The following is a 26967-nucleotide window of genomic DNA, read 5'->3' on the forward strand; positions in this document are numbered from 1 at the left end:
GAAGTATATGCAACTGTTAAGGAAACTGCAGAATATGGCGTAGTTTCTAAAGGAAAAACAGCATCAACATCAGGAGCAGAGACAGATGCAATGGCAGCAGCAAATGCATTTGATGGAGATGAAGGAACGAGATGGTCATCAAATTTTGCAGATGATGCATGGATTTCAGTTGACTTAGGAAAAACATATGCAATTGATAAGGTTGTACTTAACTGGGAAGGTGCATATGGAGAATCATATAAGATTCAGACATCAACAGATGGAAAGAATTGGACAACAGCAAAGGATGTAACAGGAAAGAGCGGAGGTATAGATACAATTACATTTAACACAGTAAATGCAAGATATGTAAAAATGCAGGGTGTTAAGAGAGGACTTCCGTATGGATACTCATTATGGGAAATGCAGGTATACGGAAAGTAAAATACTAGATTAAAGGACAGGTATTAAAGAGGCTTCATGGCATGAAAAAGGGCTATGGGCCTCTTTTATATAATTATATTAGGAAAATTGGAGGGTAAAAAATGAACAGGAGAAAGTTAGTGTCAATGGCACTTTCTTTAATGATGGTTACCGCATCATTAGGAACAATTAACGGAACAGCTTCGGTAAAAGGAGCAGACACATGGAGAAGTAGTTTATATCCGAGTAACTGGACACCCGGATACACGAACAGTAGCGGACAGTTTTTACAGGATTTTTCATATGCAGGATATGAAAAAGGTGAAAAAGAAGTTCCAACTCAGATGAGTGGAATGTATGTAAATGTAGTAAATTATGGAGCTGACAGTACAGGAGCGAAAGACTCAACATCAGCAATTCAAAATGCAATCAACGCTGTTGAGGCATCAGGTGGTGGAACAGTATATCTTCCGGAAGGAACATACAAGGTAAAGCCAACTACTTCAAATTCAGCAGCTTTAAGAATAAAAGACAGCAACATCTTATTTAAAGGAGCAGGAAAAGGAAAGACTTTTATAAGATGCTATGCGGAAAATATGAGATATAGTCAGGTTATTAATGTATCTCCAAATGGTGGTACATGGAATAGTGCTGACGATGGAAATTATTATAGTTTGTCACAGGATATACCAAAAACACCAACAAATAAAATTTATTTGAGTAATGTTGGAAATTTAAAAGTTGGTGATTGGGTAATTATCAGAAGTGACAGAACAGCTGCATGGATTAATGAACATCAGATGTCAGGATTCTGGTCAGCAAGTGTAAATCCTACAACAATGGGAACAACATTTTATAGACAGATAACAGCAGTAGATAAGAATAGTAAGACAATTACAATTGATATCCCTACAAGATATTATATGAAAACAAGAGACAATGCCAGAGTTTATAAAGTAACTCCAAAGCAGCAGAATGTAGGATTGACAGACTTTTCCATTGGAAATAAAGCCAACAGCAAGACAAATGGCTGGGGAGAGGAAGACTATAAGACAAGTGGAACAGGAGCATATGATGCAAATAATGCATTTTTGATTAAATTTGCATTAAATGTAAACTGTTTTGCAAAGAATATTTCTACATATCAGGCAGAAAATGCAAGTCAAATTCATATGATTTCGAACGGACTTGATTTAAGCCAGTGCAGAAGCATTACAATTGACAGCTGTGATTTCAGTCATCCACAGTATGAAGGTGGTGGCGGAAACGGTTATGGAATGAATGTTTGTTCACAGGAAGCATTAATTAAAAATTGCTCATCAACAAGTGCAAGACATAGTTTTTCATTTAAATATGCATATACAAGTGGAAATGTAATTTATCATTATACATCAACAAATCCAAAATACGGAAGTGATTTCCATATGTATTTAAGTATGTCTAACTTAATTGATAATGAAGAACTTAATGGTGATTTTGTTGAATCAAATGTAAGACCATATGGTGGCACTGCAGGAAACAGACATGGTTATACATCAACAGAAACTGTTTTCTGGAACACAAAAGGAAATTATTATAAGTCAGGAATGAATTATATTATTGATTCAAGACAGTTTGGAAATGGTTATATTATAGGAACTCAAGGTGCTGCTACAAATGTTAAGACAACACCTACAACAATGTCTTCACAGTATGGAACTGTAAATACAGCACCGGAAGACTATAAAGAAGGAATTGGAAAAGGAGCAACATTATATCCACAGTCACTTTATTACGATCAGCTTGAAAAGAGACTTTCGAAATCAAGTGGAGGAGAGACAGTAACAGAAACAGCAAAGAAAATTCCGGGAACAATTAATGCAACTGAGTATGCAAGTGCTACATCAGGAATAACAAAGAATACATCAACAACACCAAATTATGTGGGAAATCTTGTGTCAGGGTCTTCATTAGAATATAAGGTTAATGCAGAAGACGGAACGTATAAGGTAAATATAGGTTTAGCAGCAGGAGATGTAAAATATAATGCAAAGAACATTACAGTAAAAGTTGATGGAACAAATGCGATAAATGTACCGGTTATAGGAAGTACAAGTTGGACAGAATTTGTACAACACAATTTACAGCTGACATTATCAAATGGTGAACACACAATTGCAATTAGTTCAGTTGATGGAGCAGTTAATATTGGAGATATTGTATTTACTAAGAAAATAGTAAAAGAAGAAGCGACTAATGTAGCTAAGGGCAAAAATGTTACAACTTCAGGAAATGAAAATAATGAGTTTGCAGGTAGTAATGCAGTAGATGGAAATAAAGATACAAGATGGTCATCAAATTTTGCAGATAATGCATGGATTGCAGTAGATTTAGGAAAGACATATGCAGTTAGTAAAGTTGTACTTAACTGGGAAGCAGCATATGGAGAAGCATATAAAATCCAAATATCAACAGATGGAAATAACTGGACAACAGTAAAGGATGTAACAGGAAAGAACGGAGGTATAGATACAATTACATTTAACACAGTAAATGCAAGATATGTAAGAATGCAGGGTGTTAAGAGAGGTTTACCATATGGATATTCATTGTGGGAAATGCAGGTGTTAACAAAATAATGCTTTGCAGAAAAAACGGATAATGCCGGTGTTACAATTATTGACATTGACCAAATAATACTTTGAAAATCATAGGAAGAAATTTAATTATCTTATAAAATAATTTCTTATCCTTCACCCCATTTGGGCAGAGTACAATTTACCCAAATGGGGTATTTTAATTTGACAAAGAAATTAATATTCTCTATACTCCATATAGTAGTAAATTAACAATGATTTATATATTGCCCCGAAGCCTGTTGATATTAAGAGAAAGAGCATTTGTCCCCGTCGGTTCAATGTTTTGCCATGTGGAATGATTAGAACCAAAGGTTCTAAAGTCAGACCATATGGCAAAACGTTAGAACCGCTACGAGGGACAAGCAGCGCGAGCGTTCTTTCGTTAATATCAACAGGCTTCGGGACAGATAATGAATAGACATAATTGAATATTAAAATGGAGAGAAAAATGTATACAAAAATAGTGGGAACAGGAAGTTATCTTCCAAAAAAAGTATTAACAAATGATGATATAGCACAGCTTGTAGATACAAATGATGAATGGATCAGGGAAAGAACAGGAATACAAAGCCGTCATATAGTCGAAGACGAAACTACGGTTACTATGGCATCAATGGCAGCAAAGGATGCACTTGAAAATGCAAATTTGCAACCTGAGGATATAGATTTAATAATAGTAGCAACTGTTTCAGCAGATAATCTTTTGCCTAGTACAGCATGTAGCGTTCAGAAGGAGTTAGGGGCTGTAAATGCAACTGCATTTGATATAAATGCAGCATGCTCAGGATTTTTATTTGCACTCAATACAGCAGATGCGTACATAAAAACGGGCATGTATAAAAATGCACTTTTAATTGGAGTGGAGACTTTGTCAAAAATCGTAGACTGGAATGACAGGGGAACATGTATTTTATTTGGTGACGGAGCAGGTGCAGCAGTTGTTGCAGCAAGCGAAACACCGGGAATTTTAGCAGGAATACAGGGCGCAGATGGAGCAGGCGGAGATGTATTAGCGTGCAAAGGACGTGAAAACAATAATCCTATTGTGAAAGGAGATTTGACACCGGGATATGTCTCAATGGAAGGTCAGTCAGTATTCAAATTTGCAGTAAAAAAAGTTCCTGAATGCATAGATGAAGTCCTAAATAAGGCAGGAAAGAATATAGATGATGTTGAATTATTTGTGCTTCATCAGGCAAATTTAAGAATTTTAACTTCTATATCAAAGAGAAAGAAAATACCTATGGACAAAATTCCTGTAAATCTGGATACATGCGGAAATACTTCTGCGGCAAGCGTACCGATACTTTTAGATAAAGTAAATAAAGAAGGAAAAATTAAAGAAAACGATTTGATTTTACTTGCCGGATTTGGTGCCGGATTAACTTGGGGAGCGGCACTTATACAGTGGTAAAGTTTTTTATCCAGGAGGAAACAAAATGAACGAAGTTCATTTTCTCTAAAAGTTTCCGACGAATAGCCGCCGACCGAAGGGCGTGGCATTACATAATTTATATACAGTAATTTAATGAAATAATGGGATTAGGTAAAATGGAACAACATACACACAGAAAAGAATTTGTAAGGGGAATAAAAAATGGAATACCAATAGCCATGGGATATCTGGCTGTGGCATTTACATTAGGAATAGCGGCGAAAAAAGCAGGAATTACAGCATTTCAAGCAGGATTAACAAGTTTTGGACTTCATGCATCAGCGGGAGAGTATATTTGCTTTACTTTGATTGCAGCTCATGCAGGTTTAATAGAAATGGTTGTTATGGAAGCGGTTGCAAATGCAAGATATTTGCTTATGTCATGTGCATTGAGTCAGAAAATCCCGGCAGACACACCAATTTGGAAAAGGCTCATAATGGGATATTTTATAACAGATGAAATATTTGGAGTGTCAATACTGACAGACGGGAAATTAGACCCATATTATAATTTCGGAATGGCAGCAGTTGCATCACCTGCATGGGTATTTGGAACTGTATTTGGCGTAGTGCTTGGAAATTTTCTTCCTATTTCAGTGGTTAGTGCATTAAGCGTAGGTTTATATGGAATGTTTATAGCAGTTATCATACCTCCTGCGAGAAAGAATAAAATAGTTGCAGTATTGATAATAATCAGCTTTGTCGCAAGTTACATATTTAATAAATTAGCATTATTTTCAGCTATATCAAGTGGTGTGAAAATAATAATACTTACAGTAGTAATTTCACTTGGAGCAGCAATTTTGTTCCCTGTAAAGGAGGAAAAATAATTGAACAGTAAAATATATATTTACATATTTGCAATGGCACTTGTTACATATCTGATAAGAGTGCTTCCTCTTACATTAATAAGAAAAGAGATAAAAAATCAGACATTAAAGTCATTTTTATATTACGTCCCATATGTAACATTGGCAGTAATGACGTTCCCGGCAATTTTGGATTCTACGCAGAGTACATTATCTGCAATCATAGCACTTATTACTGCAGTTGCACTTGCATGGTGGGGAAGAAGTCTGTTTCAGGTGGCAGTTATCAGTTGCGTAGTAGTGTTTGTAGTAGAATTTGCTGAAAAAATATTAGATATACTATAAGGAAAAAAATATCGGAGTTATGATAATGCGTAGTAAAAAATACGGAATAACAGTTGTTAATTTCAAATAAAGAAAGTGTTTTTAGTTAACAAAAGTGTGGCAAAAATTCTGAAATTTAGCGCAGTCTATTGTAATAATTTATATATACAGTAAAATTGAAAAAGTGATGAGAAATCGATATTTTACAAGAGAGTTTGTAAAGTATATGCTAGTTACAATATAAATTTGAGTCAAATATACAATGCTATATAAAAGGAGAAGATATGAAATCAGAAGCAAAGAAAAAAGTAGCCGTTTTTCTTGTGGCGGCACTAATTGCTACGACGGTGCCATTTAATTTTACAAGTGTAAAGGCACAGGCAAAAACAAATCAGAATAATAAATATTCAGTAAGGGTAAATGCTGAAGAAGAACCGGTGACTGTTGATGGTAGTCAGCAGGAAACAACAAAAGAATCACAGGAAACTACAGAACCATCAAAAGAGACAAGTACAAAAGAGACAAGTACAACAGAAACTTCTACAGTACAGGAATCATCAACTACAGATATTACAACAACACAGCCTGTAACTGAAACAACAACACAGGCTCCTACGGTAGAGACAACAACACAGGCCCCAACAACACAGGTCCCAACAACGGAAGCACCAACAACATCAAAAAAGACAGCATGGGGAGAAAGTAACGGTAAATTCTATAATGACAAATTAAAGCAAATTACAGGCGCTGTTGCAAAAGGTTTAGATGTAAGTCATCATCAGGGAAAAATAGATTGGGAAAAAGTTAGTAAATCGGATGTTGACTTTGTTATTATCCGTTGCGGATATGGAAACAATTTAACAAGTCAGGATGACAAATATTTTGCACAAAATGTTGCAGGATGTGAGAAGTACAATATTCCTTATGGAATTTACATATATTCGTATGCTTTAAGTAAGTCTGATGCAAAGAGCGAAGCAAATCATGTTTTAAGATTAATTAAATCTACAGGCGCAAAACCAACATATCCTATTTATATAGATTATGAAGATTCATCACAAAACGGACTTACTCCAAAGCAGTTAGGAAATTTTGCTACAGCATTTTTTAATAAGACTATTGCAGCAGGTTATAAGGCAGGCGTTTATGCAAATCTAAATTGGTGGACAAATAAACTTACAGATAGCAGATTTAATCAATGGACAAAGTGGGTAGCACAATATAATTCGGCATGCTCATATACAAAGCCTTACCAGATATGGCAATCAACATCAACCGGAAAAGTTCCCGGAGTAAATGGAAATGCAGATTTGAATTTCCTTATGCAGTTTGATTGTATAGAAGACGGACATATTTATTCACAGTGGGTAACTACAAAAAGTGCAACTATATTTGCAAAAGGAACTAAAGTAAGAATTTGTAGTGTATGTGGAAAATTACAGACAAAAGAGACGAAAAAACTTAAGCCTACAGGAAAATTAAATACAACAAAGGTTACACTAAGATTCCGCAGAAAATATAATAGAATACGAGTATCAAATTTATCAGCAGGCGATAAAGTAAAAAGTTATAAATCATCTAATAAAAAAATAGCTACCGTTAATAAGAAAGGTGTTATTAAAGCGAAGAAGAAGAAAGGAAAAGCTACAATTACAGTAAATCTTAAGAGTGGCAAGAAATTAAAAGTTAAAGTAACTGTAAGAAGAAAATAAAAGATGAATAAATTACTTGTTATATAGTAATAATAAATAATGAAAGTAATTTTGCAATTTATAAATGTAAAAAATGTGTTTTGGTTTTAGTAAAACTGAAGCACATTTTTTATTGCCATATTGCATATCTAAATTATATGGGATGAATTACATTTGAAGCATTTATAGAAGAAGTAAATTTTTTGTATGGCAATTAGCTAAATGTTATTGGTGGATATAATAGATTTGTGGTATAATATAGTTTTATGATGCTAGGATTGTGGGAGTGCATAGCACGAAACAATTCGTAGGAATTAAAGTTGGAGGCTTTAGACCCCCCCAACGTCATTTTATATTACATATGAATTTGATAGAGGTGAAGAAAGATGCCTATTAAAGTAAAACAGAATTTGCCTGCACAGCATATTTTAGAGCAGGAGAATATTTTTGTAATGACAGAGCAGAGAGCTATGACTCAGGATATACGACCATTAAATGTTTTAGTATTGAATTTAATGCCGACTAAAATTGTAACTGAGACACAGCTTTTAAGAAAATTATCTAATACTCCATTACAGATTCAGGTGGAATTTTTACAGACAGTAACATATAAATCGCAGCATACAGACAGTAGTCATTTAGATGAATTTTACAAATCATTCGATGAAGTAAAAGATCATTTTTATGATGGATTGATTATCACAGGGGCACCACTTGATTTTATAGATTATGAAGATGTCGATTACTGGGATGAAGTATGCAAGATAATGGAATGGTCAAAGAAACATGTACATTGTACATTCCATTTGTGCTGGGGCGCTTATGCGGGCCTTTATTATCATTATGGTATTAGAAAGAGAGACAGAATACCTAAGCTATCAGGAATTTATAAACATCATATTCTTAAGAAAAATGCTCCACTATTTAGAGGATTTGATGATGTATTTTACGCTCCACATTCAAGAGCAACTGAAATTACAAAAGAGCAGATTCTTGCGGAACCTAAACTTGAATTGATGGCAGAATCGGATGAGGCCGGAGTAGCAATTGTTAAAAGCGAGGATAGTAGACAGTTCTTTGTATTTTGCCATTCGGAATATGATGCTGATACTTTAAAATTAGAATATATACGAGATACGGAAAAGGGAATGAATCCTAAAGTTCCTGTAAATTATTTCCCTGATGATGATCCAACAAAAGAGCCGGTTGTTAATTGGCGTTCAGCAGGACAGTTGTTATTCACAAACTGGTTAAATTATTATGTATATCAGACAACACCGTATGATGTAAATGCAGTTAAAAATGAGTAAATAGGGAGGTTTGTATGTTTGGACCATATGATAAGAAATTTGATAAAAATAAAAACGGAATAATGGAAGACGATGAAAAGTTAGAAGAACAGGCTTACATCAGATATTTAGCAGAAAAAGATGATGAAGGTGAAGAAGATGATGATTTTGACAATGGTGAGTCAGTGTAGAGTTTAAATAGTTAACATAATGAACAAACATTAGCGTGTTAAAGTTTGTTTATTATGCCTATGACATTTTGTCGGTTAAAGGAGTATAATAAATACATAGCCGAAAAGAAAAGTCAGAGGTGAGATAAGTGTTTAAAATAGGAGAATATGTTGTACACGGCAGAAATGGGGTTTGTAAGATTGATGACATTACTAAGTTAGAGATATCGGGTGCCGACAAAGATAAGTTATATTATGTTTTGGTACCAATGAAATCTGAACAGAGTAAAGTATTTTATCCTGTAGACAACAACAGGGTAACAATGAGATCAGTTATTTCAAAAGATCAGGCGGAAGATATTGTAAATGAGATTAAAAGTATTGAGCCGTTGTGGATTAACAATGAAAGACTTAGAGAGGCTAAATATAAAGAAGCAATTTCGTCATGTGATTGTGTTGAATGGATTAGAATTATTAAGACATTGCATATGCGTAATAAGGAAAGAGTTCAACAGGGAAAGAAAATTACATATGTTGACGACAGATATTTAAAAGAAGCAAAAGAAAATCTATATGAAGAATTTTCAATTGCTTTAGATATTGAAAAGGACAATGTGGAACAGTACATAACTGACCACCTATAAAAAAAGACCATCATTTGATGGTCATTTTTATTCTAAAAATATTAAAATTTTATAAGCATAATCTATTCATCTAAATTATCATGGTTGTTGTAATCGTAGTCATTTGAACTATTATCATAATTTGAATTGTCATTATTATAGTTGCCATTGTCATAACTATTACTAAAGCCTGAACTATGACCATTATAATCATTACCATATCCATTGTTATTATAACCACTGCCATAACCTGAATTATTATCAAATCCATTAGCGTTGGTATAACCGTTATAATTATTATAACCTGTTCCGGTAAATCCATTATTAGGTTTTGAACATAAAGCTACATACAATTCCATGTCAGTATATGCCTGATATGGTGCCACATAGAAAAGACCGACAAGACCTAAAGTTAATGATGACAAAATATTCCAACCTATAAATGACAAATCAAGAACGAAGGCATTCCATTTTTCACCATCCATCATAGAGCGGCTTCTTGCAAATGCTTCATCTGTACTCATATATGGATTCTCAGCAAGTAAATAAGGAATCATACGATATTCATAGGATTTGATGATTCCGGGAAAGACAAATAACAATGACCAGAAAAATGTGTAAAGCTGTTTTAAGAACATTGTTTTTGTAACATTTCCATATCCTTCTTTAAATGTAAATCCTACACTACCAATATTATAATTGTCTTCAGTTCTTGAACGAATAAACCAATGCTGGCACCCAACCTGCAAAGGATTAAATACAAAAACATTTAAAAGTATTGAAAGTAATCCAACTATTAATATTATATATGAGAGTCCTTGAAGTATTGTATTAACATTTACTCCTGGGAAAATGGAAGATATGTAATTCTTCATGTATGCTGACATATCTGAATATGATGAGTCAGGAATAGGAGAATCAGATAGTATATTATTAATATCTGAACTGCTATAATAATTATCAGAAGTTGCGTTAGAGAAACTGTTTCCAAAAGAAAAAGTTCCCAATGTAATTGATAAGATAACAGCTACAACAACTGATGGCCAATAGTTAGAATGAAATCTTTGCTTTGCAGCTGCTTTAAGTTCTATTCTGTTCCACATAAAATAATCTCCTGCGAATGTATTTATAAAATTTAGTTACTGTGTTATTATAATACAAAACAAAAAAGAAATAAATAAAATAGCATTTTTTTTCGTATATATATATGGATGCTTAATTTAAAACACAGGGAGGATATGTACATATGTATTGTAAACATTGTGGAACTCAATTGGCAGATTGGCAGAAGACATGCCATATATGTGGAACGCCAGTTGATTCAGATGCTAAGAAAACTTTTTTAGATGATATCGATTTCTCAGAAACAGAGGAACTATCGGATGCAATTAATGCGGATGAAGGCAAGACAAAAATCTTTAACGTAGAAGAAGATGATATATCTAAAACTCAGGATTTATCAGGCATGGCTGATACAAAGATTTTTGAAGAAAATAAAGCTATGGAATTTGAGGACATAGAACCTCAGGAAGTTGATGACTTTAATTTTAACACTACAGATTTTCAGTTTGATGATGAAGCGGAAAATGCTCAGAAGGAGAGAGCAGGAGTTATAGAAGACCTGTTTTACGGAGAAACTGACGATGATGGTATAGAAGAAGACGAATTAGAAATATTAAGAGAGAGCAATAAGAATAAAAAGATGAGTATTATTGCATTAGCATTAGCAGTAGCAGCAATACTTATAGTTGTTCTTGTAATTATTCTTGCAAATAATCTGACAGGTGGAAATAAAGATGCTAAAGAAACCGAAAATACCACTCAGGAGACAACAACACAAGAATATACAACAGAAGAATACACAACAAAAGCAACAGTTGTAACAACTTACAAGAAGGAAACAACAACAGAAGAAAAGACTACAGAAAAGAAAACAAAGAAAGCTAAAGAAACAACAACGGCAGCACCAACAACAGTGGCGCCAACAACAGAGGCTCCTACAGTGGCACCAACAACAGTAGCGCCAACACAGGCGGCTACAGTAGCACCAACACATGCAGCGGCACAGGATAATGATAATAATGCAGCAGATTCTAATGATGGAGCAGAATAGATATAGAATTTTAACAACAGGAAAGGATGACATAAAATGAAAGTATTAGAAAATTTACAACCGGCAAGTGTATTTAAATATTTTGAAGAGATAACACAGATACCACATGGTTCAAAGAATGTAGAGAAGATAAGTAATTACCTTGTAGATTTCGCAAAGGAACATAATTTAAAGTATATTCAGGATGAAAGCAAAAATGTTATTATTTTTAAAGATGCATCAGAAGGATATGAAAATGCGGATACGGTAATCATTCAGGGACACATGGATATGGTTGCGGTTAAAGAAGCTGATTGCAACAAAGACATGGAAAAAGAAGGCTTAGATTTAGAGGTTAATGGAGATTACATTAGTGCAAAAGGAACATCTCTTGGCGGTGACGATGGTATTGCAGTGGCAATGGCTTTAGCCATTTTAGATGATGACAGCATTAAACATCCGGCAATTGAAGCAGTATTTACAGTAGATGAAGAAATTGGAATGTTGGGTGCAGCAGCACTTGATACATCAGTTTTAAAAGGAAAAATTTTATTAAATGCTGATTCAGAGGATGAAAGAGTATTTACGGTAAGTTGTGCAGGTGGTGGAACAGTAGAATGCAAAGTTCCATTTCAGCATGAACCTGTAAACGGACAGATATTTGAAATAAAGCTTGATCAATTTACAGGAGGACATTCAGGGGCAGAAATTCATTTAGGAAGAGCTAATGCAAATGTTGCTATTGGAAGAATCTTATTAAATCTTGTTCAAAATATGGATATAAGAATTATTTCAATTAATGGTGGAGAGAAAGACAATGCAATTGCCAAATTAAGTGAAGCTGCAATTGCCGTATTACCTGAAAACGTTGATAAAGTAAAACAGATAGTAGAAGAAACATTTGAAGAGATAAAGGATGAATACAAGCATACAGACCCTGATATGAGACTTACAACTAATGTTCTTCCAAGTCAGGTACTTGATGTTGCAACAGTTCCAACTACAATTAGAGCAATTATGACTTTAGTTAATATGCCACACGGTGTACAGAAAATGAGCCATGATGTAGAGGGATTAGTTCAGACATCACTTAATTTAGGCGTGTTAAGAACAAATAAAGATGACATAATATTTACTTATTCAGTAAGAAGTTCAAAAGATTCAGAAAAGAAATATTTAATAGAAAAAATTCGCTCATTAGCGGATTTACTTGGAGAAGAAATAAGCATAAGCGGAGAATATCCGGCATGGGAATATGTTGAAAATTCTAAAGTGCGCGATATTATGGTAGATGTATATAAGGAAATTTACGGTAAAGAACCTATAGTTGAAGGAATTCATGCAGGACTTGAGTGTGGAATCTTTTCATCAAAATTAGAAGGACTTGATTGTATTTCATTTGGACCGCAGATGCATGATATTCATACGACAAAAGAAGTGTTATCTATAGCATCAACAGAAAGAACATGGGAATTATTGTTAAAAACTTTAGAGAGACTTAAATAAATGATAATAGAGAAACTCTTGCATTAGGATTTAATTTTTTGAAATTAAGTCAAAGCGAGAGTTTCTTGTGTTTATATAAGAAGAGAAAGATTTGGAGATACAGATATGAGCGAAAAAAGATATTTACAGTTACTTTCAGAAAAATACCCAACGATACAGTCTGTGTGTACAGAAATTATAAATTTAAATGCAATATTAAATCTTCCAAAAGGAACAGAACATTTTATGAGTGATTTGCATGGAGAGTATGAAGCTTTTTGTCATTTGTTAAATAACTGTGCAGGTGAAGTAAGAGACAAAGTAGACAGAATGTTTAGTGACATTATGACGAAGGAAGAACGAAAAGAGATATGTACATTAATCTATTATCCGAAAGAAAAAATGAATTTGCTTAGGCAGGAAGACAAACTGACGGACGGTTGGTATAGGGATAATTTGAAAAAACTTATTAATATAGCAAAGAAATTTTCATCAAAGTATACACGTTCTAAAGTGAGAAAAGCCATGCCTCAGGACTATAGATATATTATTGATGAACTTTTACATATGCAGGAAGATGAAGACAATAATCAGATTGTTTATCATGAAAAAATATTAGACACAATTATTAGTATAAAAAATGCAGAGGAATTTATAGAAGCATTATCGACCCTGATAAAGCGTCTTGCGGTAGACCATTTGCATATAGTGGGGGATGTATTTGACAGAGGAGAACATCCTGATGATATTCTTGATTTGTTGATGGAACACCATTCAATAGATATACAGTGGGGAAATCATGATATTTTGTGGATGGGAGCAACAGCCGGAAGTGATGCGTGTATTGCCACGACAATAAGAAATAATATTCAGTATAATAATATGCAAATGCTTGAAAACGGATATGGAATAAGTCTTAGAACTTTAACGCTTTTTGCAGAAAGATTATACCCGGATATGGAACCTATGAAAGCAGCATTAAAAGCAATTTCAGTCATTTTATTTAAATTAGAAGGACAGATTATTTCAAGACATCCCGAATATAATATGGATGATAGAAGACTTTTACATAAAATAAATTATGAAAATGGAACTATTGAAATTGAAGGAAAAACATATGAGATGAATGATGTTAATTTTCCAACAGTTGATAGAGAAAATCCGTACGAATTATCATCAGAAGAAAAGCAACTCGTGAAAGAACTTCGAAGAATGTATGTTAATAACAAACGTTTAAAACAACATATAGAATTCTTATATGCAAAAGGAAGTATGTATTGTTGTTTCAATAATAATTTGTTATATCATGGCTGCGTTCCTTTGGATGAGGATGGAAATTTTGCTGTTATTAAATTAAATGACAAGAATTATAAAGGAAAAGATTATCTTGATTATGCTGATAAAATGGCGAGAAAAGCTTATTTTAATAAGAATAATCAGGATGAACTTGATTTTATGTGGTATTTGTGGTGCGGTGAAAATTCTCCGCTATCAGGAAGAAGAATAAAGACATTTGAAAGAACTTTTATTGATGATAAAAATGCATGGAATGAACCTAAGAATCCATATTATGATTTTTATAAAGATGAAAAAACATGTAATATGATTCTTCATGATTTTGATATGTATTCACCAATGTCTCATATAATTAACGGCCATACGCCAATCAGGGTAACAAAAGGAGAAAAGCCGGTTCATGCAAATGGCAAACTTATAATAATTGATGGCGGATTCTGCAAAGCATATCATGATACTACAGGTATTGCAGGATATACATTAATTTATAATTCCCACAGCATGAGACTTATGTCACATCAGCCATTTGAAAGTATTGAAACGGCACTTGAAGAAAATAAAGATATTGAATCAACTGCAGATAGAATAGAGACTATAGATAAACGAGTTATGGTTAGAGACAGTGATATAGGAAAAAATATTAAGAAGCAAATAAAAGAACTTGAGGAATTACTCGAGGGTTATAGACAAGGTGAAATAAAGGAAAGAGTATAACTGTATAACAGCCCTTTAAAATATAATCAGGTTAAAGAATATAGTCGGATTTGAAGCTAGATTAAATTAAGAGTACAACTTGAAAAGAACCATCACTTGTTCTGAATTGACATATGAGTTAACAACTGATTTGACAACTGACAAGACAGATGATATAATGCCACCTAATGAAAACACGAAAGGAAAATACTGGTTCTATAAAACATAATGGCGAATCAGTTCAGGTGGCAAAATGGAAAATATGATAGCACGTATTGAACAGTTAAAGCAGGAGAAAGATGTTGCAATAGTAGCACATTACTATGTAGATGGACAGGTGCAGGATATCGCAGACTATGTAGGAGATTCATTTGCATTAAGTAAGATTGCAACAATAGTTCCACAGAAGAATATTTTGTTCTGTGGTGTACTTTTTATGGGAGAAAGTGCTAAGACATTAAATCCTAAGAAAACAGTTATGATGCCGGACTTATCAGCAGATTGTCCTATGGCTCATATGGTTACAGTAGAAGATATATTAAATGTAAAAGAAAAGTATCCTGATGTTGCGGTTGTATGTTATGTAAACTCAACAGCAGAAATAAAAGCATATTCAGATGTATGTGTAACTTCATCAAATGCAGTAAAAGTTGTAAAGGCATTACCAAATAAAGACATATTCTTTGTTCCTGATAACAATTTAGCGCATTTTGTAGCAAAACAGACACCGGACAAGAACTTTATATTCAACGATGGATATTGTCATGTACATAAAAAAATAACAACACAGCATATTGCAGACGCAAAGAAAAGACATCCCGGAGTTAAAGTCTTAACACATCCGGAATGTACAGAAGATGTATTAGCTGTTTCAGACTTTATAGGAAGTACAGCTGAAATTATTGACTATGCAACAAAGTGTGAAGATGAAGAATTTTTAATTGCCACCGAAATCGGAGTATTTCATGAACTTCAGAAAAGAAATCCGGATAAGAAATTCTATCCGGTTAAGGATTCACAGATTTGTCCAAATATGAAAAAGATTACACTTGAAAAAGTGTTAAACGTATTAGAAACATTTGATAATCAGGTTGAATTACATGAAGAGATAAGACAGAAGGCTAATTATCCATTATCAAGAATGCTTGAATTAGCAAAATAAAGATTAGAATTCGTTAATAAGAAATTAAAATATACAGATTAAATATAATTTATTTTTTTTAGAATAGAAAATCTCTTTATAGAAAGTGAAGTAAAATGAAAACAGATATAGTAATTGTTGGAAGTGGATGCTCAGGACTTTATTGTGCATATAATCTTCCAAGAGATAAAGAAATATTAATAATTACAAAAGATATAGTTGAGCATAGTGATTCATATTTAGCACAGGGTGGAATGTGCATGTTGACAGATGAAGAAGATTATGACAGTTATTTCTATGATACAATGAGAGCCGGACATTTTGAAAATGATACAGCTGCAGTAGAAACAATGATAAAATCTTCATCGGATATAGTAACAGATTTGGTTGAATTTGGAGCAGATTTTCATAGAGAAGAGGATGGCTCATTAAGTTATACAAGAGAGGGTGCACATTCAAGAAACAGAATAATATTTCATGAAGATGTAACCGGAAAAGAAATTACAAGTCATATTTATGAAAGAGTTAAACAACTGCCAAATGTTACAATAAAAGAACATTGGACAATGGTGGACATTCTATGTGAAGATAATGTATGTTATGGTGTGGTGGTAAAGAAAGATGACGGCACACTTGATACAATAACGGCTAATTATACAGTATTAGCAAGTGGTGGAATTGGTGGAATTTACAGATATTCTACAAATTACAGACATTTGACAGGAGATGCAATTGCACTCGCTTTGAAACACGGAATTGAACTTAAGAATACAAATTATGTTCAGATTCATCCTACAACATTTTACACTGAGAATGAGACAGATAGAAGTTTTCTTATTTCAGAATCAGTAAGAGGAGAAGGGGCAGTTCTTTTGGATAAAAAAATGGAAAGATTTACAGATGAACTGCAACCAAGAGACGTTGTTACCAGAGAAATAAGAAAACAAATGAAAAAGGACGGAACTGATTTTGTGTGGCTGTCTATGAAACCAATTGACAGAGAACAGTTAGAAAGCCATTTTCCAAATATAGTAAAACATTGTAGAGAATATGGCTATAACGTGCCTGATGACTGCATTCCAGTAGTACCGGCACAACACTATTTTATGGGTGGCATAAAAGTAAATCTTGAAAGTAAGACATCAATGGACCAGCTTTATGCAGTAGGAGAAACTGCATGTAATGGGGTTCATGGAAAGAACAGACTTGCAAGTAATTCGTTATTAGAAAGTCTTGTATTTGCGAAAAGAGCAGCAATCCAGATGGGAGAACAGTATAACACTACAAAACAGAAGGAATTTGAAAACATAGATATAACAAAATACCAGGATGGAGATGCCCTTGCAAAAGAGTACAAAAAACTTGTTTTAGATGAAATAGACAGATTAAATAATGAAGCACAACAGGCAGTTTAAATAAATAAGTTAAACAATCAGATTAAATGATAGATATAAAGTGAAAGATTAAACAGTGAGGTATTATAAATGTACGATCCAATTACTTTGAAATTAAGCGTTGATCCATTAGTATTAAGCGCATTAAAAGAAGATGTGACAAGTGAAGATGTAACCACAAATGCTGTAATGCCAACAGCACAGGCTGGCGAAGTAGATTTAGTATGCAAGGAAGATGGAGTTATTTGTGGACTTCAGGTATTCAGAAGAGCATTTGAACTTTTAGATGAAAATACAGAATTTGAATTCTACGTTCAGGACGGGGATGAAGTAAAAAAAGGACAGCTTATGGCAAAGGTAAGAGGCGATATCAGAACTTTGTTAGTAGGTGAAAGAACAGGACTTAATTATCTTCAGAGAATGAGTGGAATCGCAACATACACACATTCTATAGCAGTATTACTTAAGGATAGCAAAATAAAATTATTAGATACAAGAAAGACAAGCCCGAACAACAGAATATTTGAAAAATATGCTGTAAGAGTTGGTGGTGGAAATAATCACAGATACAACTTGACAGATGGTGTTCTTTTAAAGGATAATCATATAGGTGCTGCAGGTGGTGTCAAAGAAGCAATAATGGCAGCAAAGGAATATGCACCATTTGTAAGAAAGATAGAAGTTGAAGTAGAAAATCTTGAAATGGTAAAAGAGGCAGTAGATGCAGGAGCAGATATAATCATGCTTGATAATATGAGCCATGAAGAGATGAAAGAAGCAGTGGAAGTTATAAATCATAAGGCAGAAATTGAAATTTCAGGAAATGTTACTAAGGAAAATATAGCAAAATTAATTGATTTAGGTGTTGATTATATTTCTAGTGGTGCATTAACACACTCTGCACCAATTATGGATATTTCACTTAAAAACCTTCACAGAATATAAGACACATGAGAGATGGCACTTAATATATTTGATATTAGATATATCAAATTTTAAGAGTCGGACATTAAACATTCATATATTTAAAATTGTAGGAGATAGGAATTTATGAGCGGAGAAAAGAGAAGGGAAAATCTGTTGAAAATATTGCAGGAAAGCACAAATCCTGTATCTGGAACGGAATTAGCTGAAAAATTTAATGTAAGCAGACAGATTGTTGTTCAGGATATTGCACTTCTTAGAGCAAAAAATCACGAAATTATTTCTACTCATAAGGGTTATATTTTAAATGACGAAGAAACATTTAAAAGGGTGTTTAAAGTAAAACATACAACAGAGCAGATTCCTGATGAATTAAATCTTATTGTAGATTTAGGCGGAGTGGTAGATGATGTGTTTGTGTACCACAAAGTATATGGTGTCATAAAAGTTGACATGAACATAAAGTCCCGTCGTGATGTAAAAAAATATATTGAAGGAATTGAAAGTGGCGTGTCTACACCGCTTATGCAAATAACTTCAGAATATCATTATCATACTGTATCTGCTGATTCAAAAGAAACATTAGATGAAATACAAAAGGAACTTGACGAAAGCGGATATTTGGTAGCTTTAAGAGATTATGAACCAGTAGATTTCTGGAGCAGAGTAGATGAATAAAGATGAGGAGAATTGTAATGCAAACTTTTTACTATACGGTAGTCAGCATTGATGGAGACTATGCAAATTTAAAAAGAACAGATATTGAAAGTGAAAATATAAAGTTGGTAGCAAGAGCTTTACTACCAGAGGGAATAAATGAAGGCACAAATCTTAAATATGAGATGTTACAATATGAAATTATTGAGTAAAGTACTATAGGATGATGGAATATCTATATTTTAAAAAATAAATATCCTCATAAAAGTGTTGAAATTGATGAAAAGTTCCCTCATAAAAATGTAAAAAAGTTAAAAAAATCGCTCATAAAAATGTAAAATAGTGTGATGTTTTATTCAGAAATAAATTATCAAAGTACAAGTAAGATATTTTCAAATAAAAAATACGCACAATATTTGAAGGAGTATTTAATATTAAATGATATATTGGCCAATACACTTGGTGGCGTATTTGGACATGAAGTTTATGCAATAGTTAGTAAAAAACAGGGAAAAGCTTTCAATTGAAGGCTTTTCCCTGTTTTTGGTTTATATTTATTTGTTCTGATTATCGAGTGATGCGTTAACAAATCCAAGGAATAATGGATGAGGTCTGTTAGGTCTGCTCTTAAATTCAGGATGTGCCTGAGTAGCAATGAAAAATGGATGAGATGGAATTTCTACCATTTCAACAATTCTTCCGTCAGGAGAAATACCTGAAAGCATCATTCCGTTGTTTGTTAAATCCTTTCGATAGTCATTGTTAACTTCGTAACGATGACGATGACGTTCATGAATTAATTCTTCTTTATATAATTTGTATGCTAAACTGTCTTTAGCTAATTTACATGGGTAAGAACCAAGTCTTAATGTTCCACCGATATTATCAACACCTTCCTGATCAGCCATAAGAGAAATTACAGGATGAGTAGTTGCTGAATTAAGTTCAACACTATGTGCATCTCTAAATCCTACAACATGTCTTGCAAATTCAACAATTGATAATTGCATACCAAGGCAAAGACCAAGGAATGGAATGTTGTTTTCACGTGCATAACGGATAGCAGAAATTTTCCCTTCAATACCACGGCTTCCAAATCCACCCGGAACAAGGATTCCTGAAACATCGCCAAATACTTCAGCAGCATTTTCATCTGTTACAGTTTCTGAGTCAACCCATTTGATATTTACACTTGCGTTAGCAGCATATCCGGCATGCTTTAATGATTCAACAACGCTGATGTAAGCATCGTGTAATGCAATATATTTTCCAACTAAAGCAACAGTAACCTCTTTTGTAGGATTCTTTGCTGATTTAACCATTGCTTTCCAATCATCTAAGTCAGGTTCAGGACAATCAAGATTTAAACTTTCGCATACAATTTCAGCCAGATGTTCTTTCTCCATTGCAAGAGGTGCTTCATAAAGCATGTCTACAGTTAAATTTTGTACAACATGGCTTGCAGGCACGTTACAGAAAAGACTGATTTTATCTTTTAAAATATCATCAATTTCAAATTCTGTACGGCATACAACGATGTCCGGCTGAATACCAAGTCTTTGTAATTCTTTAACACTCATCTGAATTGGTTTTGTCTTCATTTCCTCAGATGCAGGGAGATAAACCATTAATGCAACATGAATAAGAATGCAGTTTTCATGTCCAACATCATGCTGGAACTGTCTGATTGCTTCGATATATGGCTGTGATTCAATATCACCAACTGTTCCACCTACTTCAATGATTGCGATTTCAGTTTCTTCATTTAAACTTCTGTGAAAACGGCTTTTGATTTCATTTGTGATATGAGGAATAACCTGAACAGTTCCCCCACCAAAGTCGCCACGACGTTCTTTAGTAAGAACAGACCAGTAAACTTTACCGGTTGTTACATTTGAATTTTTTGTAAGACTTTCGTCGATAAATCTTTCATAATGACCTAAATCAAGGTCTGTTTCAGCACCGTCATCAGTTACGAAAACTTCGCCGTGCTGGATTGGATTCATTGTACCGGGGTCAATATTAATATATGGATCAAATTTTTGCATTGTTACTTTGTATCCACGTGCCTTAAGAAGTCTGCCAAGGGAAGCGGCTGTAATTCCTTTGCCAAGGCCGGATACAACACCACCGGTTACAAATACGTATTTTACTGACATAATTTTCCTCCTATAATTCAATCAGAAAAAATTGATTTTATCAAATATATTTAAGTCCGAAAAATAATTAAAACAATATTTCTGAAAGTGTTTTGTTGTACCTATTTTATTATATTAAAATGCTCATCTTCTAAAAAAACAAACACGATTAAAATATACAACATATAAGAAAGCAATACTATAAAAAATCAGAAAAAATGAATTTTTGAAAAAAAAACTTTTGATTATATAGTGAAATACAAAAAATATGTAATTATTATGCATACTTTAGTTTATAATAATAAGAAAAAAGCACTGACAAATTAAAATAAATAATTATAACCTTTATAATAAGCACTTTGGATAATAATTAAATAAATCGAAAGTATAAGTGCAGGATTATATGAGTCAACGAAAAAAATAAGTGGCATATATAATTACCGGATTATTTGAGTAAACGAAAAAAATAAAGGTGATATATAATTACCGGATTATTTGAGAAAATGAAAAAAATAAAAATTTAATATTTGTTAAATCTTTTTTCATAAAATAACATTAGTATGGTATGTGAGATAAAAAATATGCTATATAACTGGCATTAATTAAGACAAAATGATAAAATAAACTACAATTACACAGTTGACAGGAGAATTTTAGATGGACAATAATTTTTATCAAAATAATAATCAAAATAATAATGGCAACAATAATGGTAATAATTCAGGTAATAATGGTAATGGCAACAGGCCTAACAAAAATACAGTTATACCTATAGTAATCGCAATTGTTGCTGCATTTTTATTTATGTCACTTTCATCTTATATGACAAGTGCGTTAACAACAAAGGAAATAACATATAATCAGTTTATAGCTTTGTTAGAGCAGGACAAAGTTGATACAGTAGTATTTGACAAAGGAAAAATAGTATTAACATTAAAAGGTTCAGAAAATTCATTTATTCAGTATAAATATTGGACAACAGACTTAGAAGATAGAGATATTTCACTGATTCAGGAATTAAAAACAAAATATACTGATGTTAACTTTAAGGCACAATTTGACAGCGGTTCACAGGAAATAATTTTCTATGTAATACAGCTTGTTATTATGTTTGCCGTATTCTATTTTATCTTTGGCATGATGATGAAAAGAAGTGCCGGTGGCAAAAATGGAATATTTGGAGTTGGAAAGAGCAATGCCAAAGTTTACATTCAGAAGGAAACCGGTGTTACATTTAAAGATGTAGCCGGACAGGATGAAGCTAAGGAATCAGTAGTTGAACTGGTAGATTTCCTTCACAATCCCGGAAAATATGCAGAAATTGGGGCGAAACTTCCAAAAGGAGCTTTGCTTGTAGGACCTCCGGGAACTGGTAAAACCTTACTTGCAAAGGCAGTAGCAGGTGAAGCTAAAGTACCGTTCTTCTCATTATCAGGTTCAGATTTTGTTGAATTATATGTTGGTGTAGGTGCATCAAGAGTTAGAGATTTATTTAAACAGGCAGAGGAAAATGCACCATGTATTATATTTATCGATGAAATTGATTCTATTGGTAAGAGCAGAGATTCAAAATATGGTGGCGGTAATGATGAAAGAGAACAGACATTAAATGCATTGCTTGCTGAGATGGATGGATTTGATTCTTCTAAAGGTATTTTAATCTTAGCTGCAACTAACAGACCGGAAGTACTTGATCCGGCATTGTTAAGACCGGGACGTTTTGACAGACGAGTAATCGTAGATACACCTGATTTACAGGGAAGATTGGAAACATTAAAAGTACATTCTAAAGATGTTAAGATGGATGAAACAGTAAATCTTGAAGAAATTGCATTGGCAACAAGTGGAGCTGTTGGTTCAGACCTCGCAAATATGATTAATGAAGCAGCAATTAATGCAGTTAAAGCCGGTAGAAAAGCGATTTCACAGGCTGATTTATTTGAAGCTGTAGAAGTTGTAATTGCAGGTAAAGAAAAGAAGAACAAGATTCTTGGAGCAGAAGAAAAGAAGATTGTTGCTTATCATGAAGTTGGTCATGCTCTTGTAACAGCAATTGAAAAGGATGCAGAACCTGTACAGAAGATTACAATTGTACCAAGAACGATGGGTTCTTTAGGATATGTAATGACAGTACCTGAAGAAGAAAAATATTTGATGTCACAAAGCGAACTTGAAGCAAGACTGGTTATGCTTCTTGCCGGAAGGGCAGCAGAAGAAATTGTATTTGATTCAGTTACAACAGGTGCTTCAAATGATATGGAAAAGGCAACAAAGATTGCAAAATCAATGATTGCAATGTATGGTATGTCAGAGAAGTTTGGACTTATGAGTCTTGAACAGGTAGAAAATCAGTATTTAGGAAGAAGTACAAGTTTAAATTGTAGTGAAAAGACAGCTTCACAAATTGAAGAAGAAATAAAGATTCTTTTGAAAGAAAAATACGAAGAAGCAAAGAGAATTCTTACAGAAAACAGAGACAAGCTCGATAAGATTGCTGAATATTTATATGAAAAAGAAACAATCACAGGAAAACAGTTTATGGAAATATATCATCAGTGCCAGGCACAGGAAGCAGGACAACAGGATGCCGGTGAAACAGTAGAACAGCAGAACGATGACAATGCAGATAGTCAGGTGACAGATGATAATCAATAATTAGGTAATATGAATTGATGTAGATGTAATGAAATCAATTCATATAATATACAAATAAAAGTGAATTAAATTAATTAATTCATAAAATATATAATTAAAATAAAGACTATACTTTTACTGATACGCGACACTCATATAGGACAATGAAATATAAAAGTTTTATATGGGGGAGCATATCATTTTAAGTATAGTCTTTATTTCATTAAATTGAATTCATATGCAAAATGCGTGCAATGCCGTGTCCATAGTATTGAAAATCACGCCCATAAAATCTGGTTAAAGCCCCAATCGATTATTTTGCCCCATAAATAGTTTTATGATAAAATGACTTTGAAGCCTACGGATTGTTCAGTGCTACGCACTCCCACAATCCTACCCAATATTCGCATATCGTGGGAATTATCCCACTTTTTTGCTCATATTGGGGCGGGTCTCAAGGTCTTTTACCCACTTATGAGTAAGCTCATGTGGGCTTAAACCATTTGATCCTGGCATTAAATTATTAATAAGCACAAGAGGTAAACATGGAGAGAAATTGGGATTTGTCAGAGATGACAGATGGAAAATTATATACAGAAAATGATTTGGCAAGGATAGGATGCAACGACTGCGAGGGATGCAGCAAGTGTTGTCACAATATGGGAGAGTCAATAGTGCTTGATCCATATGATATATACCAATTTGCAAAAGCCGGAATCACAATGGAAGAATTGATGAGCAGGGCGGTGGAATTAAATGTAGCAGACGGTGTCATTTTGCCAAACTTAAAAATGCAGGAAGACGGTGGGAAATGTTATTTTCTAGATGAAAACGGAAGATGCAGTGTGCATTCAAACAGACCTGGTATATGCAGATTGTTCCCGTTAGGCAGAATATACGATGATAATGATTTTAAATATTTTAATCAGATTTATGAATGCCCGAAGAAAAATAAAACTAAAGTTAGAATAGATAAATGGCTTGGAATAGATAATATAAATAAATACCATGAATACATTGTTATATGGCATTATTTCCTAAAAGACATACAACATATATTGAAAGGAATGCAGGATGAAAGTCAGATTAAAACAATAACAATGTATTTGGTAAAATTATTTTATTTAATGCCATATGATGTGAATAATGAATTTTATTTGCAATTTACACAGAGAATAAATAAGGTGAAAGAAGTAATAGGATAGAATGTTTAATTTTCAGGAAGAATTAAAAAAATTGCCGGAAACTCCGGGCGTATATCTTATGTATGACTCTCATGATGATGTAATTTATGTTGGAAAAGCAGTAAAGTTAAAGCGAAGAGTGAGTTCATATTTCAGAAAAGATGTAAAAAAAAGAGGACCGAAGATTGAATCAATGGTTCAGAAAATAAGCAGGTTTGAATATATTCTTACAGATTCAGAATTAGAGGCGCTCATATTAGAATGCAATCTTATAAAAGAATACAGACCAAAATACAATACAATGCTTATGGATGATAAAAGTTATCCGTATGTGCAGGTAACGATAAATGAAGATTATCCAAGAATTTTATTTGCAAGAAGAATGAAGAAAGACAAGAGCAAGTATTTTGGACCATTTACAAGTTCAGGAGCGGTAAAGGATACGATAGACCTGCTTCAGAAAATGTATCACATAAGAAATTGCAATAAGTCAATAGTTACGGATGATACACTGACAGCTGATGGTGAACATAAGCAGGTGCCCAAAATAAATGGAAGACCGTGCCTTTATTATCATATAGGACAGTGTGATGGGGCTTGTCAGGGCTACATTTCAAAAGCAGATTATAGAGAAAATATAAATAAGGCTATAAAGTTTCTTGAGGGAAATTATAAAGATACAATAAAAGAATTAGAAGAAAAAATGATGAAGGCATCAGAGGCTTTAGATTTTGAAAAAGCCATGGAATGCAGAGATTTGATAAATAGCATAAATCATGTTGCCGGAAATCAGAAAATTACAACGCATCAGTTTGAAGACAGGGATATTATAGGATATGCAGAGGAAGGAAATGATGCAGTAGTTCAGGTTTTCTTTGTCAGAAATGGCAAATTAATAGGAAGAGAACATTTTTACATGAATACTGTTCCGGGTGATACAGGGATGGATATCGTAACTAATTTTATCAAACAGTATTATGTGGGAACTCCGTTTATTCCAAGAGAGTTATTTGTGCCAACAGAAATTGAAGATGAAGAACTGATAAGCAAATGGCTTAGCAGAAATCAAAACTTTACGGTAAAAATTGTAAAACCGAAAAAAGGTCAGAAAGAAAAACTTGTGGAGCTTGCAAATAAAAATGCGAGAAATCTCCTAGAACAGAATAAGGAAAAATACAGAAGAGAAAAGCAAAAAACAATCGGAGCCGTAAAAGAAATTGAAGAATTGCTAAATTTAACAAATATTCATAGAATGGAAGCTTACGATATTTCTAATACTAACGGATATGAATCAGTAGGCTCGATGATAGTTTATGAAGATGGGAAGCCAAAAAGAAACAGTTATAGACGATTTAAAATTAAATGGATAAAGGGCGCTGATGATTACGGAAGTCTTACGGAAGTTCTTACTAGAAGATTTTCCCATGGATTAGAGGAAAGAGAAAAAATGGATGAAGACGGAAGAGATTATGAACTTGGAAGTTTCAGCAAATTTCCTGATATTATTATGATGGATGGTGGAAAAGGACAGGTTAATGTTGCCCTTGAAGTGCTTGATAAACTTCATTTGAACATACCGGTATGTGGAATGGTTAAGGATGATAATCATAGGACAAGAGGGCTATATTATAACAATATAGAAATTCCGATAGACAGAAATTCGGAGGCATTCAAATTAATTACAAGAATTCAGGATGAGGCACATAGATTTGCAATTGAATTTCACAGAAGCCTTAGAGGTAAAAAACAGGTTAAATCTATTCTTGATGACATCCCGGGAGTTGGTCCGGCAAGAAGAAAGGCTCTGATGCAACATTTTAAATCGATTGACAATATAAAAGAGGCATCATTAGAAAATTTAGAGCAGGCACCTTCTATGACAAAAAATATTGCAAAAAGTGTTTATGATTTTTTTCATTAAATTAGTGTACAAAGAGTGTTTATGATGTTAAAATCTAGGAAGAATAT

At 33.3% G+C, this 26967-nt stretch carries 23 protein-coding genes; 21 read left to right on the top strand and 2 right to left on the bottom strand.

The features are described 5' to 3' along the window. From DWX29_RS12760 to DWX29_RS00815, 9 genes are all read left to right on the top strand, one after another. On the top strand, positions 1-423 hold a 423-nt coding region (locus DWX29_RS12760), incomplete at its 5' end, for a discoidin domain-containing protein (protein WP_199663669.1). Positions 424-524: 101 nt separating this feature from the next. Next, positions 525-3020 carry a discoidin domain-containing protein gene (locus DWX29_RS00785; protein ID WP_118564948.1) on the top strand — a complete coding sequence of 832 codons (2496 nt, stop codon included), beginning with the start codon at positions 525-527 and terminating at the stop codon, positions 3018-3020. 448 nt (positions 3021-3468) lie between these two features. Further along, positions 3469-4434, top strand: coding sequence for a beta-ketoacyl-ACP synthase III (locus tag DWX29_RS00790; protein ID WP_022088850.1), 966 nt, complete (start codon positions 3469-3471; stop codon positions 4432-4434). 137 nt (positions 4435-4571) lie between these two features. After that, positions 4572-5285: an AzlC family ABC transporter permease gene (locus tag DWX29_RS00795; protein ID WP_243053214.1), complete on the top strand. Its 714-nt coding sequence runs from the start codon at positions 4572-4574 to the stop codon at positions 5283-5285. Continuing rightward, positions 5286-5609, top strand: coding sequence for an AzlD domain-containing protein (locus DWX29_RS00800; RefSeq protein ID WP_022088852.1), 324 nt, complete (start codon positions 5286-5288; stop codon positions 5607-5609). A gap of 263 nt (positions 5610-5872) precedes the next feature. Next, positions 5873-7300, top strand: coding sequence for a glycoside hydrolase family 25 protein (locus tag DWX29_RS00805; protein WP_118564949.1), 1428 nt, complete (start codon positions 5873-5875; stop codon positions 7298-7300). A 365-nt stretch (positions 7301-7665) separates the two neighbouring features. Next, the gene (metA, locus tag DWX29_RS00810; RefSeq protein ID WP_022088854.1) at positions 7666-8589 is read left to right on the top strand and encodes a homoserine O-succinyltransferase; all 924 of its coding nucleotides are present in this window, start codon (positions 7666-7668) and stop codon (positions 8587-8589) included. 14 nt (positions 8590-8603) lie between these two features. Then, positions 8604-8759 carry a hypothetical protein gene (locus DWX29_RS12600; protein ID WP_158562616.1) on the top strand — a complete coding sequence of 52 codons (156 nt, stop codon included), beginning with the start codon at positions 8604-8606 and terminating at the stop codon, positions 8757-8759. Between the two features lie 128 nt (positions 8760-8887). Then, positions 8888-9382, top strand: coding sequence for a CarD family transcriptional regulator (locus tag DWX29_RS00815; protein WP_022088856.1), 495 nt, complete (start codon positions 8888-8890; stop codon positions 9380-9382). Positions 9383-9444: 62 nt separating this feature from the next. On the opposite strand, the gene DWX29_RS00820 is transcribed toward DWX29_RS00815, so the two are convergent. After that, complete coding sequence (locus DWX29_RS00820) at positions 9445-10464, bottom strand: DUF975 family protein (protein ID WP_118564950.1); 1020 nt, start codon at positions 10462-10464, stop codon at positions 9445-9447. A gap of 143 nt (positions 10465-10607) precedes the next feature. Between DWX29_RS00820 and DWX29_RS00825 the strand changes: the two genes are divergently transcribed. The 9 genes from DWX29_RS00825 (at position 10608) to DWX29_RS00860 (ending at position 19255) form a co-directional block, all read left to right on the top strand. After that, a complete protein-coding gene (locus tag DWX29_RS00825) occupies positions 10608-11474 on the top strand; it encodes a zinc ribbon domain-containing protein (RefSeq protein ID WP_118564951.1) in 867 nt (288 codons plus the stop codon). Between the two features lie 36 nt (positions 11475-11510). Then, entirely contained in the window at positions 11511-12959 is a 1449-nt protein-coding gene (locus tag DWX29_RS00830) for an aminoacyl-histidine dipeptidase (protein ID WP_118564952.1), read from the top strand. Positions 12960-13064: 105 nt separating this feature from the next. After that, complete coding sequence (locus DWX29_RS00835) at positions 13065-14948, top strand: fructose-1,6-bisphosphatase (RefSeq protein ID WP_118564953.1); 1884 nt, start codon at positions 13065-13067, stop codon at positions 14946-14948. A 79-nt stretch (positions 14949-15027) separates the two neighbouring features. After that, positions 15028-15156: a hypothetical protein gene (locus DWX29_RS13010; protein ID WP_279218116.1), complete on the top strand. Its 129-nt coding sequence runs from the start codon at positions 15028-15030 to the stop codon at positions 15154-15156. Positions 15157-15180: 24 nt separating this feature from the next. After that, a complete protein-coding gene (gene nadA, locus DWX29_RS00840) occupies positions 15181-16089 on the top strand; it encodes a quinolinate synthase NadA (RefSeq protein ID WP_022088861.1) in 909 nt (302 codons plus the stop codon). Positions 16090-16184: 95 nt separating this feature from the next. Next, positions 16185-17483, top strand: coding sequence for an L-aspartate oxidase (locus DWX29_RS00845; RefSeq protein WP_118564954.1), 1299 nt, complete (start codon positions 16185-16187; stop codon positions 17481-17483). A 69-nt stretch (positions 17484-17552) separates the two neighbouring features. Then, on the top strand, positions 17553-18407 hold the full coding sequence (nadC, locus tag DWX29_RS00850) for a carboxylating nicotinate-nucleotide diphosphorylase (protein ID WP_022088863.1): 855 nt from the start codon (positions 17553-17555) through the stop codon (positions 18405-18407). Positions 18408-18512: 105 nt separating this feature from the next. Then, positions 18513-19064 (top strand): 3H domain-containing protein, encoded by a 552-nt coding sequence (locus DWX29_RS00855; protein ID WP_022088864.1) that lies wholly within the window; start codon positions 18513-18515, stop codon positions 19062-19064. Positions 19065-19081: 17 nt separating this feature from the next. Beyond that, complete coding sequence (locus DWX29_RS00860) at positions 19082-19255, top strand: hypothetical protein (protein WP_022088871.1); 174 nt, start codon at positions 19082-19084, stop codon at positions 19253-19255. Positions 19256-19597: 342 nt separating this feature from the next. Here the strand turns inward: DWX29_RS00860 and DWX29_RS00870 are convergent, their stop codons facing one another. Next, positions 19598-21202 carry a CTP synthase gene (locus DWX29_RS00870; protein ID WP_022088876.1) on the bottom strand — a complete coding sequence of 535 codons (1605 nt, stop codon included), beginning with the start codon at positions 21200-21202 and terminating at the stop codon, positions 19598-19600. A gap of 636 nt (positions 21203-21838) precedes the next feature. Here DWX29_RS00870 and ftsH point away from each other — a divergent pair. The 3 genes from ftsH to uvrC all read left to right on the top strand — a co-directional run bounded on the left by ftsH (position 21839) and on the right by uvrC (position 26920). Beyond that, on the top strand, positions 21839-23836 hold the full coding sequence (ftsH, locus tag DWX29_RS00875) for an ATP-dependent zinc metalloprotease FtsH (RefSeq protein ID WP_118564956.1): 1998 nt from the start codon (positions 21839-21841) through the stop codon (positions 23834-23836). A gap of 524 nt (positions 23837-24360) precedes the next feature. Then, positions 24361-25020 carry a YkgJ family cysteine cluster protein gene (locus tag DWX29_RS00880; protein WP_117908379.1) on the top strand — a complete coding sequence of 220 codons (660 nt, stop codon included), beginning with the start codon at positions 24361-24363 and terminating at the stop codon, positions 25018-25020. A gap of 1 nt (position 25021) precedes the next feature. Continuing rightward, a complete protein-coding gene (gene uvrC / locus DWX29_RS00885; protein WP_118564957.1) occupies positions 25022-26920 on the top strand; it encodes an excinuclease ABC subunit UvrC in 1899 nt (632 codons plus the stop codon). Positions 26921-26967 lie beyond the last annotated feature (47 nt).

Source organism: Eubacterium sp. AF19-12LB (assembly GCF_003479125.1).
GTDB lineage: Bacteria > Bacillota > Clostridia > Lachnospirales > Lachnospiraceae > Eubacterium_U > Eubacterium_U album.

What these genes read in the sequence shown, in the direction of transcription:
- DWX29_RS00785 (WP_118564948.1), top strand. Translation starts at nt 525, where the DNA reads ATGAACAGGAGAAAGTTAGTGTCAATGGCACTTTCTTTAATGATGGTT.
- DWX29_RS00790 (WP_022088850.1), top strand. Translation starts at nt 3,469, where the DNA reads ATGTATACAAAAATAGTGGGAACAGGAAGTTATCTTCCAAAAAAAGTA.
- DWX29_RS00795 (WP_243053214.1), top strand. Translation starts at nt 4,572, where the DNA reads ATGGAACAACATACACACAGAAAAGAATTTGTAAGGGGAATAAAAAAT.
- DWX29_RS00805 (WP_118564949.1), top strand. Translation starts at nt 5,873, where the DNA reads ATGAAATCAGAAGCAAAGAAAAAAGTAGCCGTTTTTCTTGTGGCGGCA.
- metA (WP_022088854.1), top strand. Translation starts at nt 7,666, where the DNA reads ATGCCTATTAAAGTAAAACAGAATTTGCCTGCACAGCATATTTTAGAG.
- DWX29_RS12600 (WP_158562616.1), top strand. Translation starts at nt 8,604, where the DNA reads ATGTTTGGACCATATGATAAGAAATTTGATAAAAATAAAAACGGAATA.
- DWX29_RS00820 (WP_118564950.1), bottom strand. Translation starts at nt 10,464, where the DNA reads ATGTGGAACAGAATAGAACTTAAAGCAGCTGCAAAGCAAAGATTTCAT.
- DWX29_RS00825 (WP_118564951.1), top strand. Translation starts at nt 10,608, where the DNA reads ATGTATTGTAAACATTGTGGAACTCAATTGGCAGATTGGCAGAAGACA.
- DWX29_RS00830 (WP_118564952.1), top strand. Translation starts at nt 11,511, where the DNA reads ATGAAAGTATTAGAAAATTTACAACCGGCAAGTGTATTTAAATATTTT.
- DWX29_RS00835 (WP_118564953.1), top strand. Translation starts at nt 13,065, where the DNA reads ATGAGCGAAAAAAGATATTTACAGTTACTTTCAGAAAAATACCCAACG.
- nadA (WP_022088861.1), top strand. Translation starts at nt 15,181, where the DNA reads ATGGAAAATATGATAGCACGTATTGAACAGTTAAAGCAGGAGAAAGAT.
- DWX29_RS00845 (WP_118564954.1), top strand. Translation starts at nt 16,185, where the DNA reads ATGAAAACAGATATAGTAATTGTTGGAAGTGGATGCTCAGGACTTTAT.
- nadC (WP_022088863.1), top strand. Translation starts at nt 17,553, where the DNA reads ATGTACGATCCAATTACTTTGAAATTAAGCGTTGATCCATTAGTATTA.
- DWX29_RS00855 (WP_022088864.1), top strand. Translation starts at nt 18,513, where the DNA reads ATGAGCGGAGAAAAGAGAAGGGAAAATCTGTTGAAAATATTGCAGGAA.
- DWX29_RS00860 (WP_022088871.1), top strand. Translation starts at nt 19,082, where the DNA reads ATGCAAACTTTTTACTATACGGTAGTCAGCATTGATGGAGACTATGCA.
- DWX29_RS00870 (WP_022088876.1), bottom strand. Translation starts at nt 21,202, where the DNA reads ATGTCAGTAAAATACGTATTTGTAACCGGTGGTGTTGTATCCGGCCTT.
- ftsH (WP_118564956.1), top strand. Translation starts at nt 21,839, where the DNA reads ATGGACAATAATTTTTATCAAAATAATAATCAAAATAATAATGGCAAC.
- DWX29_RS00880 (WP_117908379.1), top strand. Translation starts at nt 24,361, where the DNA reads ATGGAGAGAAATTGGGATTTGTCAGAGATGACAGATGGAAAATTATAT.
- uvrC (WP_118564957.1), top strand. Translation starts at nt 25,022, where the DNA reads ATGTTTAATTTTCAGGAAGAATTAAAAAAATTGCCGGAAACTCCGGGC.